This is a genomic window from Micromonospora sp. WMMD754 (genome assembly GCF_049315235.1).
Lineage (GTDB): Bacteria > Actinomycetota > Actinomycetes > Mycobacteriales > Micromonosporaceae > Micromonospora > Micromonospora sediminicola.
The window spans coordinates 4,043,154-4,059,147 of sequence record NZ_CP186058.1; the positions used below are offsets into that span (position 1 = coordinate 4,043,154).

At 75.1% G+C, this 15,994-nt stretch carries 13 protein-coding genes; 12 read left to right on the forward strand and 1 reads right to left on the reverse strand.

Annotation, left to right across the window (positions count from 1 at the left end):
* The first annotated feature begins 137 nt into the window (after window positions 1–137).
* Entirely contained in the window at window positions 138–398 is a 261-nt protein-coding gene (locus tag ACN27B_RS19645; protein ID WP_422741207.1) for a hypothetical protein, read from the forward strand.
* A gap of 569 nt (window positions 399–967) precedes the next feature.
* Window positions 968–4,198, forward strand: a complete 3,231-nt coding sequence (locus tag ACN27B_RS19650) for a hypothetical protein (RefSeq protein ID WP_422741208.1) — start codon at window positions 968–970, stop codon at window positions 4,196–4,198.
* 64 nt (window positions 4,199–4,262) lie between these two features.
* Here the strand turns inward: ACN27B_RS19650 and ACN27B_RS19655 are convergent, their stop codons facing one another.
* Entirely contained in the window at window positions 4,263–5,309 is a 1,047-nt protein-coding gene (locus ACN27B_RS19655) for a zinc-dependent alcohol dehydrogenase family protein (RefSeq protein WP_099161766.1), read from the reverse strand.
* Window positions 5,310–5,481: 172 nt separating this feature from the next.
* On the opposite strand from ACN27B_RS19655, the gene ACN27B_RS19660 reads away from it, so the two are divergent.
* The 10 genes from ACN27B_RS19660 to ACN27B_RS19705 all read left to right on the forward strand — a co-directional run bounded on the left by ACN27B_RS19660 (window position 5,482) and on the right by ACN27B_RS19705 (window position 15,916).
* Complete coding sequence (locus tag ACN27B_RS19660; RefSeq protein ID WP_422741209.1) at window positions 5,482–6,756, forward strand: cytochrome P450; 1,275 nt, start codon at window positions 5,482–5,484, stop codon at window positions 6,754–6,756.
* 167 nt (window positions 6,757–6,923) lie between these two features.
* Window positions 6,924–7,385, forward strand: a complete 462-nt coding sequence (locus ACN27B_RS19665) for a helix-turn-helix transcriptional regulator (RefSeq protein WP_422741210.1) — start codon at window positions 6,924–6,926, stop codon at window positions 7,383–7,385.
* A gap of 175 nt (window positions 7,386–7,560) precedes the next feature.
* Complete coding sequence (locus ACN27B_RS19670; protein ID WP_157779091.1) at window positions 7,561–10,023, forward strand: nitrate- and nitrite sensing domain-containing protein; 2,463 nt, start codon at window positions 7,561–7,563, stop codon at window positions 10,021–10,023.
* A gap of 18 nt (window positions 10,024–10,041) precedes the next feature.
* Window positions 10,042–10,446, forward strand: coding sequence for a roadblock/LC7 domain-containing protein (locus ACN27B_RS19675; RefSeq protein WP_091578763.1), 405 nt, complete (start codon window positions 10,042–10,044; stop codon window positions 10,444–10,446).
* 47 nt (window positions 10,447–10,493) lie between these two features.
* Window positions 10,494–11,687, forward strand: a complete 1,194-nt coding sequence (locus ACN27B_RS19680; RefSeq protein WP_396821031.1) for an ABC transporter substrate-binding protein — start codon at window positions 10,494–10,496, stop codon at window positions 11,685–11,687.
* Entirely contained in the window at window positions 11,684–12,565 is an 882-nt protein-coding gene (locus ACN27B_RS19685; RefSeq protein ID WP_422741211.1) for a branched-chain amino acid ABC transporter permease, read from the forward strand. The genes ACN27B_RS19680 and ACN27B_RS19685 overlap by 4 nt, the downstream gene beginning before the upstream one ends.
* A complete protein-coding gene (locus ACN27B_RS19690; protein WP_422741212.1) occupies window positions 12,562–13,572 on the forward strand; it encodes a branched-chain amino acid ABC transporter permease in 1,011 nt (336 codons plus the stop codon). Before ACN27B_RS19685 ends, ACN27B_RS19690 begins: the two co-directional genes overlap by 4 nt.
* Window positions 13,569–14,312: an ABC transporter ATP-binding protein gene (locus ACN27B_RS19695; RefSeq protein WP_422741213.1), complete on the forward strand. Its 744-nt coding sequence runs from the start codon at window positions 13,569–13,571 to the stop codon at window positions 14,310–14,312. Before ACN27B_RS19690 ends, ACN27B_RS19695 begins: the two co-directional genes overlap by 4 nt.
* Entirely contained in the window at window positions 14,312–15,109 is a 798-nt protein-coding gene (locus tag ACN27B_RS19700) for an ABC transporter ATP-binding protein (RefSeq protein WP_099161759.1), read from the forward strand. Before ACN27B_RS19695 ends, ACN27B_RS19700 begins: the two co-directional genes overlap by 1 nt.
* Before the next feature lie 6 nt (window positions 15,110–15,115).
* Complete coding sequence (locus ACN27B_RS19705) at window positions 15,116–15,916, forward strand: methyltransferase domain-containing protein (RefSeq protein ID WP_422741214.1); 801 nt, start codon at window positions 15,116–15,118, stop codon at window positions 15,914–15,916.
* Window positions 15,917–15,994: the final 78 nt, after the last annotated feature.

Here is a 15,994-nt window from a genome sequence, read left to right on the forward strand (position 1 = left end):
AGGTGGCCGCGTCCGGGCGCGGGCAGCCGCCGCGCCGGACCGTGCGGTCAGCCGGATGGTGGGAAAAGATCAGGATTCCTCGATGGGAACCTCGCCCATCATGTCACCGTCGATCTTCACTCGCCGATCCCCGAATCGTGTCGGCAGTCGATGCGTTCGGTGACCGGGGCGGCACGTTCGGCCAATTCCCGCGCGCCGGTAAGAAATGCGATTGCGATCCGGTCCGGTCGCCACCCGTGTCGCCCACCGCCGTGATGTCGCCCGTGTCGGTCATCGCCTTTCCCGCCACCTCCACCGCACTGTGGAGGGATTTGCCTGATGCGTGCGGCGATGACGTCTATGTGGGCGCATTGAAGGGCATTTTCGCAGCTCACGCCGCGTCCGGTGTGGATCGTTGACAGGGTGATCTTCGATGGCATACCGTCACGAGGAATCCTCGCGCCGGCCCGGCGGCGCGACCGGTGATCTGCGTGCCGGAGCCGATCGCGCCGTTCTCCGGCGATTGTGTCGACAATTGTGCAGTCGCGTGCGCCGCCCGGTCGGATATCCGCGCCCTCCTCGGAGCACTTTGCGTCCCCCGTTTTCGGTCGACATTTGACACTCCGTCAGTCGTCCGCCCGTCACCCGCACGCCCAGCTCCTCCTTCCCCCGGAGACCCCCTGACCCACGGCCGCGCCACCTCACCCGTCACCGCGGCGTCGATCATGAGGTTGGCGGTGACGAATCGGGGGCGGATCGAGCGGTCAACTTCATGATCGACGGGATGGGTGGGGGTGGGTGGGGTGGGGTGGCCGATCGGTGGAGGGGGGCCACCGGTGTGGGCGGAATTGATGTCTGGCGGTCGATTACCGGTGCGGCGGCGTATCGCGAGAACTCCTTGCCTCCTACGGTGACGTCCGGCACGCGGACGGATGGACTCGGGAACCACCCGAGGGCGCGGTCCCGGCGGACAGGGAGAGTTGTCTCGATGCGAGTTTGGAGTCGCGCGGTCGCGGTGCTCGCCGCCGGCGCGGTCGTGGTGGCCGGAGTGCCGGCGATCGCCGGCACCGTCACCGTCCGGGACGCCGGCGCCACCGGACGCGGCGGCGCGGAGACGTTGGGTGGCAGCGCGGCGATCGGCGCCGCCCGTACGGTCGCCACCAGGGCGCAGGTCACCCCCGGGGACACCCGGCTGGTGCCGTCCACGCCCCGCACCGACACGCCGCAGATCACCAACGGCGAGATCACCGACATCGAGGTGATCGGCAACCGCGTCTTCATCGCGGGCACCTTCACCTCGATCGCGAACGTCGGCGGGACGGCGATCGCCCAGAAGTCGCTGGCCTCGTACAACCTGGACACCGGGAAGGTGGACACCGGCTTCCGGCCGACCATCGACGGCGCGGTCGCCGCCGTGGAGGCGTCGCCGGACGGGTCCTCGCTCTACATCACGGGCTCGTTCAACACGATCAACGGGGTCACCAAGCGCAAGATCGCCCGGCTCAACCCGACCACCGGCGCGCCGGTCGCGGCGTTCACCGCGAACGCGAGCGCGCGGGGGACCGCGCTGGCCGTCAGCCCCACCGCCGTCTACGTCGGTGGTCAGTTCGCCACCGTCAACGGCGTCGCCCGCAGCGGCCTGGTCGCGCTCAACCCCACCAGCGGCGCGGTCGACACCGCGTTCAACCTGCCGCTCACCGGCGGCATCGGGGTGGGCGGCATGCTCACCGTGCAGCAGCTCAAGCTCACCCACGACCGCAGCAAGCTGCTGGTCGTGCACACCGGGCGGCAGATCGCCGGGCAGGACCGCTACGGCGTGGCCCTGATCGGTACGGCCAGCAAGGCCCTGCTGCCCTGGCGTACCCGGCTGTGGGAGGACAACCTCTCCTTCGTCGGCGGGATCCAGCGCGTCTTCGCCGGCGACATCGCGCCGGACGACTCGTACTTCGTGGTCACCAGCGGCTCGGGCGGCGACCGGCCGCCGATCAACGACACCGCCATCGCGTACCCGTTGAGCGGGAACGACCACGTCGAACCGCTCTGGATCTCGCGGCACTTCGACAGCATCTACTCCGTCGCGATCACCGCCACCGCCGTCTACGTCGGCGGGCACTTCAGCTGGCAGGAGTCGCCCACCTCGAACGTGCCGTGGCCCGGGCTGGACAACGTCGGCTACGGCACCGGTCAGGGGCTCAGCGGCTACGGCCTCGGCGACCAGGTGGTGCGCCGCGACCACCTCGGCGCGCTGGACCCGATCACCGGCACGGCGTTGGAGTGGAACCCCGGCTCCAACTCGTACGAGGGGGAGAAGGCGATGCTGGCCACCTCGCGCGGCCTGCTCGTCGGCGGCGACGGCAACACCAAGGGCGGCAAGACCACCGGCCGGGTGGCGTTCTTCGACCTCTCCAGGGAGCCCGCGCCGGCGGCGCTGGACACCACCATCACCACGCCGATCGAGGGCGCGGTGAAGCAGGCCGGCGAGTCCTTCGCCATCGGCGGTCAGGCGCTCGCCCCGGCCGGCGTGGCGAAGGTCCAGGTGGAGATCCTGGACCGCAGGAGCCGCAGGTACCTCCAGGACGACCTGACCACCTGGGGCGCGTCGAACAGTGTCCTCGCGACCGTGGCCAGCCCGAACGCCACCTCCACCACGTGGACCCTGCCGGTGTCCCTGCCCGCCGGCGAGTACCAGTTGCAGGCGAAGACGTTCGACCGGAACAAGGCCGGCGACACCACCAAGGCGATCAAGAAGATCGAGGCGTTCCGCTTCGACGACCTGCCGCCGTCGACCCGGATCAGCTCGCCGGCCGCCGGCCTGCTCGCGACGAAGAGCTTCGTGGCCACCGGCACCGCCACCGACGACAAGGGCGTCAACGCGCTGGTCTACTCGTTCCGCACCTCGGACAACCGCTACCTGCAGGACGACGGCACCGTCGCGCCGGTCTACAACACCTTCCGGGGTGAGCCGGACGTGATCGGCGCGGTCTCCACCACGTGGCAGTTCGAGGTGACGCTGCCGGCCGAGGGGCAGTGGCGGATGGCGGCCACCGCCGTCGACACCGCCGGGCAGAGCGACCTGCGTGGCGACACCCGGGACTGGACGGTCTCCGCGACCGGCGTCCCGCCGACCGTGGCGATCACGGCGCCGGTGGCGATGACCCCGCCGACCGCCGCCGCGCCGCTGACCGTGGCGCCGGGCGCCACGGTCACGTTCGCCGGCCGGGCGAGCGACGACGACGCCCTGAAGTCGGTCGAGATCTACCTGCGCAACAACACCACCCGCGAGGCGTTGGCAGCGGACGGCACCTGGGGGGCCGACTCGGTGGCCGCATACCACCGGATCTCCCCGCTGAACCTCGACGCGGCGACGTTCGACTGGTCCTTCACCACCGTGCCGCTCACCCCGGGCGTCTACGACTTCCGGGTACGCGCCACCGACAAGCTGGGCCTGACCACGTCCACCGGCAACCTGGGCCGGCTCACCGTCACCGCCCAGGTGCCCGGCGACGCCTTCCCGAACGGGTTGCTCAGCTTCACCGGCGTGAACCAGGACGTCGACCGGCTGCACCTCGACCTGAGCGGCACCGCCACCGACGACAAGGGCGTCCGGGCGGTCCGGGTGGCGCTGCGCGACCTGGACACCGGCCGGTACGTGCAGCCCAACGGCACGATGGCGGCGGCGTTCGCCACCGTCGACGCGACGCTGGCCGCGCCCGGCGCGACGAACACCGCGTTCACGCTCGCGATCGACCTGCCCACCAAGGGCACGTTCACCGTGGAGGCGTGGGCCGTGGACACGGCGGGGCAGCAGGACGGGTCGACCACCGGCGCCACCGCCCGGTACCTCGTCTACCCGGGTGACCTCGACCCGAGGCTGGAGCCGAGCGTCACCCCGGTCGAGGGGCAGGCCTACACCGGCGGCCGGATCGTGGTGAGCGGCCGGGCGGTCGACGACGTCGGGATGCAGCGGGTGGAGCTGCAGATCGCGAACAGCGCCGGGCAGGGGATGAACGCGTCCGGCACGTTCAGCAAGCCGGGCACGGCGGGCAACTACCCGTGGATCGCGGCGTTCCTCACCAGCCCGGGCTCGCCGGGGTCGAACTTCGCGTACACGTCGCCGGTCGTCCCGGCCGGCACGTACACGGTGACGATCCGCGGCATGGACAACCACGGGCAGTACCAGCAGCCGTCCCGTACCGTCTCGGTGACCGTGACGGACTGAGCCGGTCGGTCGCGGGCCGGTCCGCGTCGGGGTCTCCCGACGTCGGGGCCGGCCCGCGGCCGTGTCAGGGACGGATGAGGCACATCCCGGCGACGGTCGGACGGTCCATGGTGGCCAACGCCTGCGGCGCCGCCGCGAGGTCGATGGTGCGGGTGACCAGTTCGCCGGGGCGCAGCACCCCGGCGGTGACCAGGCGCAGCATCTCCGGGTAGGCGTGCGCCGGCATGCCGTGGCTGCCACGCAGCTCCAGTTCGTACGCGATCACCAGGTCCATCGGCAGCGCGGGCCGGCCCTGCGCCGCGGGCAGCAGCCCGACCTGCACGTGCCGACCCCGCCGGCGCAGGCTCTCGACGGAGGCGACGCAGGTGGCGTGGCTGCCCAGCGCGTCGAGCGAGAGGTGCGCGCCGCCGCCGGTCGCCTCGCGGACGGCGGCGGCCACCTCGCCGGGGCCGCCCAGCGCGCCGCCGTCGAGGCAGACCGCGGCCCCGCAGCGCCGGGCCAGCTCCAGCGCGGCGGGCGTCACGTCCACCGCCACCACCCGGGCGCCGCTCGCCGCCGCGATCATCACCGCGGACAGGCCGACCCCACCGCACCCGTGTACGGCCACCCACTCCCCGGCGGCCACCCGGCCCTGCCCGACCACGGCCCGGAACGCGGTGGCGAACCGGCAGCCCAGCGCCGCGGCGGTGAGGTCGTCCAGGTCGTCCGGCAGCCGGACCAGGTTGACGTCGGCGTCGCGCACGGCCACGTGTTCGGCGAACGACCCCCAGCCGGTGAAGCCGGGCTGGGTCTGCCGCTCGCAGACCTGCTGGTCGCCGGCGAGGCAGGAGGGGCAGCGCCCGCAGGCGCAGACGAACGGCGCGGTGACCCGGTCGCCGGGCCGCCAGCCGCGCACCTCCGTGCCGACGGCCACGACCACGCCGGCGAACTCGTGCCCGGGCACGTGCGGCAGGCGGATGTCCGGGTCGTGGCCCTGCCAGCCGTGCCAGTCGCTGCGGCAGAGCCCGGTCGCGCCGACCCGCACGACCACCCCGTCGGGCGCCGGCGCCGGATCCGGCACCTCCCGGACCTCCGGCGCCACCCCGAACTCCTCGACCACCACCGCACGCACCTCCCGATCCTCCCACCCCCGCCCCTCACCGCCGGAAGGGAGGCGCAGGGGGCAAGGAGCGGGGTGCAGATTGCGCGGGAGCGGCAGAAATATATCGATGTTGACGGATGTTGACGCGTGTTCGTCCGATAGCGCACGGTAAGGAAGGTGACCGGTACGTGAGGAGGCGGCCATGCGACTGGATCCGTTCACGGGGGCCTATCTCACCGACCCGTCCGGCGTGTGGGCGCGACTGCTGGCCGACGGCGGCGGGGTGCACCACGACGACGAGCTGGGGCTGTGGCTGATCACCCGGCACGCCGACGTGCGGCGGGCGCTGGCCGACGCGCGTACGTTCGGCAACGCCCTCACGCTCGCCCCGGTCTACGACATGTGCCCCGAGGCGTTGGCGCTGGTCGCCGAGATCGACGCCCCGCCCACCACGGCCGCGGCGGACCCGCCGGTGCACCCGCGCACCCGTCGGGCGCTGCGCGTCACGTTCGCCAACACGACCGAGCGGGTCGAGCAGCGGTACGGGCGGATCGTCCGGCGCCGGGTGGACGAGCTGGTGGCGCGGCTGGCCGCGCGGGCCGGCGAGCGGGTGGACCTGGTCACCGGGTTCACCGCCGAGCTGCCGCTGCTGGTGCTGCTCGACATCCTCGGCGTGCCCGCCCGGGACGTGCCCCGGATCCGGGCCTGGGCGGACGGGCAGATCGCGTTGATCTGGGGGCGGCCGGACCCGGCCGAGCAGGTCCGTCTGGCGGGCGGGCTGCTGGAGTTCTGGCGCTACTGCCAGGACCTGGTCCGGCGCCGGCTCGACGACCACGCCACGAACGGTCGAGGCGGTGACGACTACGTGGACGAGCTGTTGGCGTACCGCGGTGGCGACGACGCGGTCCTCACCGTCGCCGAGGTGTCGAGCATCGTGTTCAACCTGCTGGTGGCCGGTCACGAGACCACCGCCGGGCTGCTCGCCCACGCCCTCGACCACGCGCTGTCCGACCCGGACCGGTGGCGGGCGCTCGCCGAGCGGCCCGACGAGGTCGCGGCCTTCCTCGCCGAGACGCTGCGCTTCGCGCCCGCCATCGACGGCTGGCTGCGGATCACGAACCGGCCGGTCACGCTCGGTGGCGTCGCGATACCGGCCGGCGCGCGGTGTCTGCTGCTGATCGGCGCCGCCAACCGGGACCCGTCGGTGTTCCGGCATCCGGACCGGTTCGACCCGGGTCGGCCGGACGCGCACGACCACCTCTCATTCGGGCACGGGCCGCACTTCTGCATCGGTGCGGCGCTGGCCCGGCTGGAGGCGGGTGTCGCCCTCACCCGCCTCGCCTCGGCGCTGCCCGGTCTGCGTCCGGCGCCTCGCGGTGACCGCGTCTTCCGGCCCAACCTGGCCTTCCGTGCGCACCGCGGCCTGCCCGTGGTGGTGGATCCGGCGGTGCGCTCCGAGTCGCGTCCGGCGGCGTGACCGCGCGCCGATGGGGACGTCGACCGGCCACCGTCGACGGACACGCAGCGCAGTCGTGTCTTCACACCCGCACGTCGGTGGGTTAAGAATGACCCCCTGCGAACGCCCAGTCATCACCCGCCCTCGATCTGCTGCCGGCGCCGATCCGGCGTCGCGAAGGTGAGCACATGGATCGCACGCCCGCGTCGAACGCCGATCCCGCCGCCGCCAGCCGGCAGTTCCGGGCCGAGCTGCGCCGCTGGCGGACGCGACGCGGCCTGACCCAGCGGACGCTGGCGGAGCGGGTGCGGTTCAGCCGGGAGACGGTCGCGGCGGTCGAGTCGGGCCGGCGCTTCGGCAGCCAGGAGTTCGCCGTCCGGTGCGACGAGGTGCTCGCCACCGGCGGTCGGCTGGCGGACCTGTGGCCGCGCGTCGCGGCGGAGCAGTTGGCCGCGGACGGGCGGCGGGGGCCGCGGTCCGCTGAGGTGGCGGGCTGGGAGCCGGCCGGTCCGCCGCCGGCTGCGCGGCGCGACCCCCGCGATCCGCAGGCCGTGGTGGCGGCCATCGACGAGCTGCGGGAGCTGATCGGCCAGGTGCTCGCACAACCCGGGCCGGAGGGCCAACCGCCGTCGGCGGCCGGCCGGCACTGACCTCCGCCGCCGGATCCCCGGGTACGCCCCGGCGTCGCCAACTCCGGGTACAGATGCTGGTACGGCCTGTTTGTACCACGAGCGGGTCTGGCCTCCGCGCACGCCGTCCGGCGCAATGGGACGTGCAATCCGCAAATGCAGATAGAACTTTGCCGATCAGTGCGGGGAGTCAGCAGTGGCGTCGAGCACGAGGTCCCACGCGGCCCGACCCTACCCGACCCGCCGCCGCCGGTGGCGGATCGGCGGCCGGATGCGCCTCATCGTGGCCGCGCCGCTCGTCGCCGTGATGGGCTTCGCCGGCCTGGCCCTCACCGAGAGCGCCCGGCAGACCTCCCGCGCCAGCGACCTCGGCCTGTTGGCCCAGCTCGGCGCCGAGGCCGGCGACCTGGCCCACCGGTTGCAGTACGAACGGATCGTCGCGGCCGACCTGCTGACCCGGGGCGCCCCGGAGCAGCAGGACGCCTTCGCCGACGCCACCACGGCCACCGACGCCGCGGTCGCCGGCTACCGTCGCCGGCGCGCCGAGGTGCCGTCCGGCGCCGCCGCCGAGCGGGCCGTGCTGCCGCGGATAGACGCGGCGCTCGACAGCCTCGCCCCGCTGCGCGCCCAGGTGCGCACCGCCGAGCGCGCCTCGGTGTCGGCCATGACGTTCAGCTACCGCATCGTCATCGCCGACCTGCTCGGCCTGCGCGAGAGCGTCACCCTCGGCGTGGTCAACCCGCGGATCGCGGACGGCATCCGGGCCTCGGCCGCGCTGTCCAAGGTGGCCGAGGCGGTCGGCCAGCAGCAGGTGGCGGTGCTGCGGGCGGTCACCGCCGGCCAGGTGACCCCCGCGTTGCAGCAGGACATCACCGCCGCCCGGACCGGTGTCACCGAGGCGAGCCTCGCGTTCCTGGCGTTGGCCCGGCCGGCCTGGCAGGGCTGGTGGGAGCAGGCCGGCAGCGGTGAGAGCGCGCTGCGGCTGCAACGGCTGCTCGACCAGGTGGCCCGCACGGCGGCGGGCGACCGCCTGGAGCTGGAGCTGGGGACCTGGCTGACCGCCACCCAGCAGTGGGCGGTACGCCTGGCCGAGCTGCGCCTGCGGGTCGACGGGACGGTGCTCGACGACATCCGCGCGGCCCACACGGACCAGCGGCGGCGTACCGTCGTCGAGGCCGCGGCCACGGTGCTGGCCCTGCTGCTGACCGCGCTGGTGACCTGGGCGGTGGCCCGCCAGATCACCCGGCGGCTGCGGCGGCTGCGGGACGCGGCGAACGCGGTCGCGTTCGAGCGACTGCCCCAGGTGGTGGCCCGGCTCCAGGAACCGGACAGCGCCTCGGTCGACCCGGACGAGCTGGCCCGCCGGCAGGCCGTCGACACGCTGGAGGTCTCCGGCGACGACGAGATCGGCGAGGTCGGGCAGGCGTTCAGCGCGGTGCACCGGGCGGCCGTGCGGACGGCGGCGGAGCAGGCGGTGATGCGGGCCAACACCGCGGAGATCTTCATCCATCTCAGCCGGCGGGAGCAGCGTCTGGTCGACGCGGTGCTGGCCCAGGTGGACCGGGTCGAGCGGGACGAGACCGACCCCGACCGGTTGCACCAGCTCTACGCGCTGGACAACCTCGCCACCCGGATGGGTCGGATCAACGCCAGCCTGCTCGTGCTGGGCGGGGTGGGCGTCGGCCGGGTACGCCACCACGACGTGCCGTTGCCCCAGGTGCTCCAGGCCGCGCAGAGCCAGATCGAGCACTACGCCCGGATCCGCCTCGGCCTGGTCGACGGCGACGTCGCGGTCGCCGCCGAGTCCGTCGACGAGGTGGTGCACCTGCTCGCCGAGCTGATGGAGAACGCCACCGGCTACTCCCCGCCGGCCACCGAGGCCTGGGTGACCGGCCGCAGCCTCGGCGACCGGGTGATCGTCCAGATCAGCGACGAGGGCGTCGGGCTGCCCCCGCACCGCCGGCAGCAGCTCAACGACCTGCTCGCCCGGCCGCCCGCCATCGACGTCGCCACCGTCCGGGCGATGGGGCTGGTCGTGGTGGGGCAGCTCGCCACCCGGCTGGGCGCGGCCGTCCAGCTCCGGTCCGGGCCACGCCGCGGCACCATCGCCGAGGTGGCCCTCCCGGCCGCGTTGATCCGGCCGCTGCCGCCCGAGGAGTTCCTGCTCAGCCCGGAGCGGCCGTCCCGGCGGGCGGCACGCACCACGGTCGCGTACCCGCCCGGGCGGGCCACCGTCGCGCCCGCCGCCCCGCCGGCCCCGCAGCCGTGGGCCGGCGGACCGGCCGCCGAGCGGGCGCTCCCGGTCGCCCCGGTGTTCCGGGCCGCGCCCGGCGGCGGCGACCCGCCGACCGAGGAGCCGGTGATCTTCGCGCAGGTCAACCACTGGTTCCAGGGCGACCGGCCGGGCGTCGACGGCACGCCGTGGTCCGGTCCCGCGGACGACGCCTGGCAGTCGGCGGCGCGGGTCGACGAGCCACGGGTCGCCGGCACCACCACCTCCGGGCTGCCCCGGCGGCAGCCGCAGGAGCACCTGGTGCCCGGCGGTGTCCCGGCGCCCCGCCCGGCCACCGACCACCGGGACCCGGCCCGGGTGGCCACCGCCATGGCCGCGTACGCCCGCGGCGTCGCCGGCCGCCGGGCCAACCTGATCACCCACTGACCCGACGAGGGAGTGCCCGTGACCGACCACCAGGATCTCGGCTGGCTGCTGGACGCGTTCGCCGAGCGCGCCACCGAGGTCAGCCATGCGATCGCCATCTCCAGCGACGGTCTGATGGTGGCCGCCACCCGCGGCCTCCCGCCGGACCGGGCCGACCAGCTGGCGGCGACCGGCAGCGGGCTGGTCAGCCTGCTGCGCGGGGCGGCGGCGTTCTTCGACGCCGGCGCGGTGATCTCCAACGTCACCCAGTTGGAGGGCGGCTTCATGTTCTCCATGGCCTTCAACGACGGCGCCTCGCTGCTCGTCCTCGCCGACCCGAGGTGCGACGTCGGCAAGGTCTCCTACGAGATGACCGAGCTGGCGAACCGCATCGGCGACGCGCTCACCCCCGCGGCCCGGGCGGCCCTGAGCCGCGGCCGCTGACCGCCGGCACCCCGCCGGACCCTTCCCCCTCGCACAGGAGAGACACCATGTCCCTGACCCTGCCCCGGCGCAGCCGTGCCCGCACCGCGGCGCTGCTCGCCCTCGTCCTGCTCGCGGCGCCCGCCTGCGCCGACGACCGGTCCGCCGGCGGCGCGGACGGCACCGTCAAGATCGGCCTGCTCGCGTCCCTGTCCGGCACGTACCAGGCGGTCGGCAAGGACATCCGCGACGGCTTCCAGCTCTACCTGTCCACCCACGACGGCAAGCTCGGCGGCAAGAAGGTGGAACTGGTCGTGGCGGACGAGGGCAACGGCGCGGCGACCGCCGTGCCGGCCGCCACCAAACTGCTCAAGCAGGACCGGGTGGTGGCGCTGACCGGCATCGTCGGCGGCGGCTCGGTGGCCGCGGTCCATCCGCTGCTCACCGAGACGAAGGTGCCGTTCGTCGGTTCCAACGGCCGGCCGGAGATCAAGGACGTGTCCCGGGTCTGGCACACCTCCTACCTCTCCGACGAGCCGGGCGAGGCGATCGCCCAGCACGTGCGCGACGACGTCAAGGGCAGCGTCTACGCCATCGGCCCGGACTACCAGGGCGGCTGGGACGAGCTGCGCGGCTTCACCGAGGCGTTCGCCAGGGCCGGCGGGCGGCTCGCCAACCCGGACGGGAAGACCACGTTCACGCCGTTCCCGGCGACCACCAACTTCACCCCGTACTTCGCCCGGATCAAGGCGTCCGGCGCGGACGCGGTCTACACGTTCTACGCCGGCAGTGCCGCTGTCGACTTCGTCAAGCAGTACGCCCAGTCGGAGATCCGGGACGTGCCGCTCTACGCCGCCGGGTTCCTGACCGAGGGTGGCGTACTCGACGCGCAGGGCGACGCGGCCCGGGACATCTACTCGGTGCTGAACTACTCGCCCGACCTCGACAACGCCGAGAACCGGGCGTTCGTGGCCGCCTGGAAGGCCGCGCACGACGGGTCCCCGACGACGTACGCGATGGCCTCCTACGACGCGGCGGCGGTGCTGGACCGCGCGGTCGCGGCGGCCGGCGACGACGCCACCCCGGAGCGGATCAACGCCGCGATCGGTCAGCTCGGACAGATCGCCAGCCCGCGTGGCACCTGGCAGTTCTCGTCGACCACGCACGCGCCGGTGCAGAAGTGGTATCTGCGCCAGGTCCGCCAGGACGGGCGGGCGCTGTCCAACACCGTGGTGGGCGACCTCGCCACCGTGGGCGGATGACCGGCGTGCCGGTCGACCCGTACGTCGTGCCGGCGCTGGACGGCGTCGCCTACGGGCTGCTGGTGTTCGTCGCCGCGGCCGGGCTGGTGCTCTGCTTCGGCGTGGCCGGCATCCTCAACCTGGCGCACGGCACCCTGTTCGCCGTCGGCGGCTACACCGCCGCCGCGCTGCTCGACGGCGGCTGGCCCAGCCTGGCGCTGGCGCTGCTCGTCGGCGTGGTTGCCGCGACCGCCGCCGGCGCCCTGGTCGCGGTGCTGCTCACCCGGGCGGCGGCGGCCGACCACCTGACCCAGGCGCTGCTGACGTTCGGCGTCGCGCTGGTCGGGGGGAGCCTGCTCGTCGGCGCGTTCGGGCCGGACGACCCACCGGTGCGGGTGCCCGCCGCGCTGGACGGGTCGGTGACGGTCGCGGGGCACCGCTACGCCGCGTACCGCCTGGTCTTCATCGTGGTGGCCGCGCTGCTCGCGGTCCTGCTGCACCTGGTGGTGCGCCGGACCCGGGCCGGCATGCTGGTGCGGGCGGCGGTCGACGACGCGGAGATGGTCGCCGTGCTCGGGGTGAGCCCGGCCGTGGTGCGGGTCGGCGTGCTCGCCGCCGCCGGGGCGCTGGCCGGGGCCGCGGGCGTGCTCGGCGCCCCGATCATCGGCCCGGGACCGGACACCGCCGACGGGGTGCTGCTGCTGTCGCTGGTCGTGGTGGTCCTCGGCGGCCTCGGGTCGATGACCGGCACGCTGCTCGCCGCGCTGGCGGTCGGCCAGATCCAGACGCTCGGTGTCGCGCTCGCCCCGTCGGCGGCCCCGTTCCTGCTGTTCGCCGCCATGGCGGTGGTGCTCGCGGCGCGGGCGCGCGGGCTGGCCACGGTCCGGCGGGCGACATGAGGGACCGGGCCGTACGGGCGCTGCGCGGGCTCGTCGGGGCGGCCGTCCTGGCCGGGCTGGTGGTCGCGCCGTGGGCGGTCGACGACTACACCGTCGCGCTGCTCGCCCGCACGCTGGCGCTCGGCCTGGTCGCGGTCGGCGTGGCGCTGCTGACCGGGGTCGCCGGGCTGCCCACGCTCGGGCAGACCGCGCCGTACGCGGCCGGCGCGTACACCGGCGTCGTGGTCGGCGGTCAGCTCTCCGACGTGGGGCCGGTGCAGCTCGTCGTGGCGGCGGCGGCCGGCGCCGCGCTGGCGGTGGCGACGCTGCCACTGGTGGTCCCCGCCCGGGGCGTGGTGCTCCTGATGATCACATTGGCGGTCGGCGAGCTGGCGGTGGTGCTCGCCGGTCGGTGGACCGCGGTGACCGGCGGCACCGATGGGCTCGCCGGCATCGCCCCGACCCGCCCGCTGTGGGGGCTGCCGCCGCTGGCCACCGACCGGGCCCGCTACCTCTACACGTTGGTGGTGGTGGCGGTGCTCGCCGGGCTGGTGCTGCTGGTGCTGCGGACCCGGGTGGGGCTGCTGCTGCGGGCCGGCCGGGACGACGAGGCGCGGCTGCGGGCCGGCGGGCACCGGGTGTCGGCGCACGTCGCGGGCGTGCACGTGGCCGCCGGGGCGATCGCCGGCGCGGCCGGCTCGCTGCTGGTCACCGCCCAGCAGTACGTCTCGCCGGCCGACTTCGGCTTCGACACCTCCGCGTTGCTGCTGCTCGGCGTGGTGGTCGGCGGCACCGCCTCGGTCGGCGGCGCGCTGGTCGGCGCGGTCCTCGTCGTCGCCGCCCGGGACTGGCTGTTCGGCGCGCTGCCGGGGCAGGCGCCGCTGGTGCTCGGGCTGGCGTTCGTCGCCGCCGCGTACCTGCTGCCCACGGCCCGCCGGCCGCGCCGGCGCCCGGCGGCGCCCGCACCGGGGGAGCGGCCCGCCGCCGGGACGCCCCGGTCGACCGTCCCCACGGGGGTGGGCGCGTGACCCCGCTGCTCACCGCCGAGGCGGTCACCGTGCGCTACGGGTCGCTGGCCGCGCTGGACGGGGTCGACCTGCGCGTCGCGCTCGGCCAACGGCACGCGCTGATCGGGCCGAACGGCGCGGGCAAGACCACGCTGCTCGACGTGCTCGCCGGCGCCACCCGGCCGGCGGCCGGCCGGGTGCGCCTGGCCGGGCGGGACGTCACCCGACTCGGGCCGGCGGCCCGGGCCCGGCGCGGCGTGGGCCGCATCCACCAGCGTCCCGCCGTCTGGGGTTCGCTGACCGCGCGGGAGAACGTGCTGGTCGCCGCGTTGCCCCGGGCCGTCCGCACGGGACGGTGGCATCCGGCGGCGCGGCGACGGGCGGCCGGGCGTACCGCGGACGCCCTGCTGGCGCGGGTGGGCCTCGGTGATCTCGCCGCCGTTCCGGCGGGGCAGCTCGCCCACGGGCAGCGCCGGCAGGTGGAGATCGCGGTGGCGCTGGCCGGCCGGCCCCGGCTGCTGCTGCTCGACGAGCCGGCCGCCGGGCTGTCCGCGGCGGAGGTCGGCTGGCTGGTGGAGTTCCTGCGCGGGCTGCCCCGCGCGGTCGCGGTGCTGCTCGTCGAGCACCGGTTGGACCTGGTCTACGCGCTCTGCGACACGGTGACCGTGCTGCGCGACGGGCGGACGCTCGCCGCCGGTTCGCCCGCCGAGATCCGCGCGTCCGGTCCGGTCCGGGAAGCGTACGCGGAGGGGGTGACGTGATGCTGCGCATCGACCGGCTCTGCGCCGGCTACGCGGGCGGCACCGTGCTGCACGAGGTGAGCCTCGACGTGCGACCCGGCGCGGTGCAGGCGGTGGTGGGCCGCAACGGCGCCGGCAAGAGCACGCTCGTGCACTGCGTGGCCGGCCTGGTCCGGCCGCAGGCCGGGCGGATCGAGATCGGCGGGGTGCCGGTGGCCGGCCGGCAGCCGCACCGGATCGCCCGCGCCGGCGTGGGGCTGGTGCCGCAGGGCCGGCGGGTGTTCTCCCGGCTGACCGTGGCCGAGCACCTGGTCCTGGCGGCGGCGCCGTGGCGGGCGGCCACCCCCGGCGGCGAGGGTTGGACCGTCGCCCGGGTGCTGGACCTGCTGCCCCGGCTCGGCGCCCGGCTGCGTCACCGCGGCGACCAGCTCTCCGGTGGCGAGCAGCAGATGCTGGCGATCGCCCGGGCGCTGCTCGGCCAACCCCGCGTGCTGCTGCTCGACGAGCCGTGCGAAGGGCTCGCGCCGGACCTGGCGGCGCGGGTGCGGGAGCTGGTCGGGTCGCTGGCCCGGTCCGGGTTGACCGTGCTCCTGGTCGAGCAGCAGGTGCGGCACGCGGTCGCGGTCGCGGACCGGATCGCCGTGCTGGAGTACGGCCGGGTGGTCTACGACCGACCGGCCGACGAGGCCCGGGCCGACCCGGGCACGGTGGCCGCGCTGCTCAGCGTCGCCACGGTCGCGGAGCCGCCGGCTCCCCGGCCCCGGTCCGGCTCCCTGGCGGCGCCGGGACCGCGAACCGACAACCCGGGACAGGAATGAGGAGCGATGCCGACCGACGCCCCCGAGACCGACTACGCCTTCGACACCGGCGCCGCCGACGCGGTGCCCCAACTGCGCGCCCTGGAGTCCTTCCTGGACCCGATCACCACCGACCGGATCGCGCCGCCGCTGCTCACGCCGGGCGCCCGGTGCTGGGAGGTCGGCGCCGGGGGCGGCTCGGTCGCCCGGGCCATGGCCGCCACCGTCGGCCCGTCCGGCCGGGTGGTGGCGACCGACCTCGACCTGGCGCACCTGCGCCCGGGCGGGAACCTGGAGGTACGCCGGCACGACGTGCGCCACGAGCCACCGCCGGGCGACCCGTTCGACCTGGTCCACGCCCGACTGGTGCTGCTGCACCTGCCGGAGCGGCGCCGGGTGCTGCGTACGCTGGCCGGCGCGTTGGCCCCGGGCGGATGGCTGGTGGTCGAGGAGTTCGACTGCACCGCGCCGCTGCGGGTGCTGAGCGCGCCGAGCGACGACGCGGCGAAGCTGTTCGCCCAGGTGACCGACGCGATGCTCGGCATCCTCCAGGGTCACGGCGCGGACCTGGCCTGGGCGCAGGACGTGCACGCCCAGCTGACCGCCGCCGGGCTCGTCGACGTGGACACGGTCGTCCACGCGCGCAGCTGGCCCGGCGGCTCGCTCGGCGCGTCGCTGTACGGCACGAACTCCCGGCAGCTCGAACCGGAGCTGCTCGACGCCGGGCTGTCGCCGGGTCAGCTGGACGCGTTCCGCCGGCTGCTGCGCGACCCGGCCTTCGCGGTGATGTCCTACCAGCTCGTGTCGACGCGGGGGAGGCGCGCCTGAAGGTCCCCGGTCACCGTCGCCGGCCTCGCGCGTCCCGCGACCCGACCCGGTGCCGCCCCGCGACCCCGGCCGTCCGGG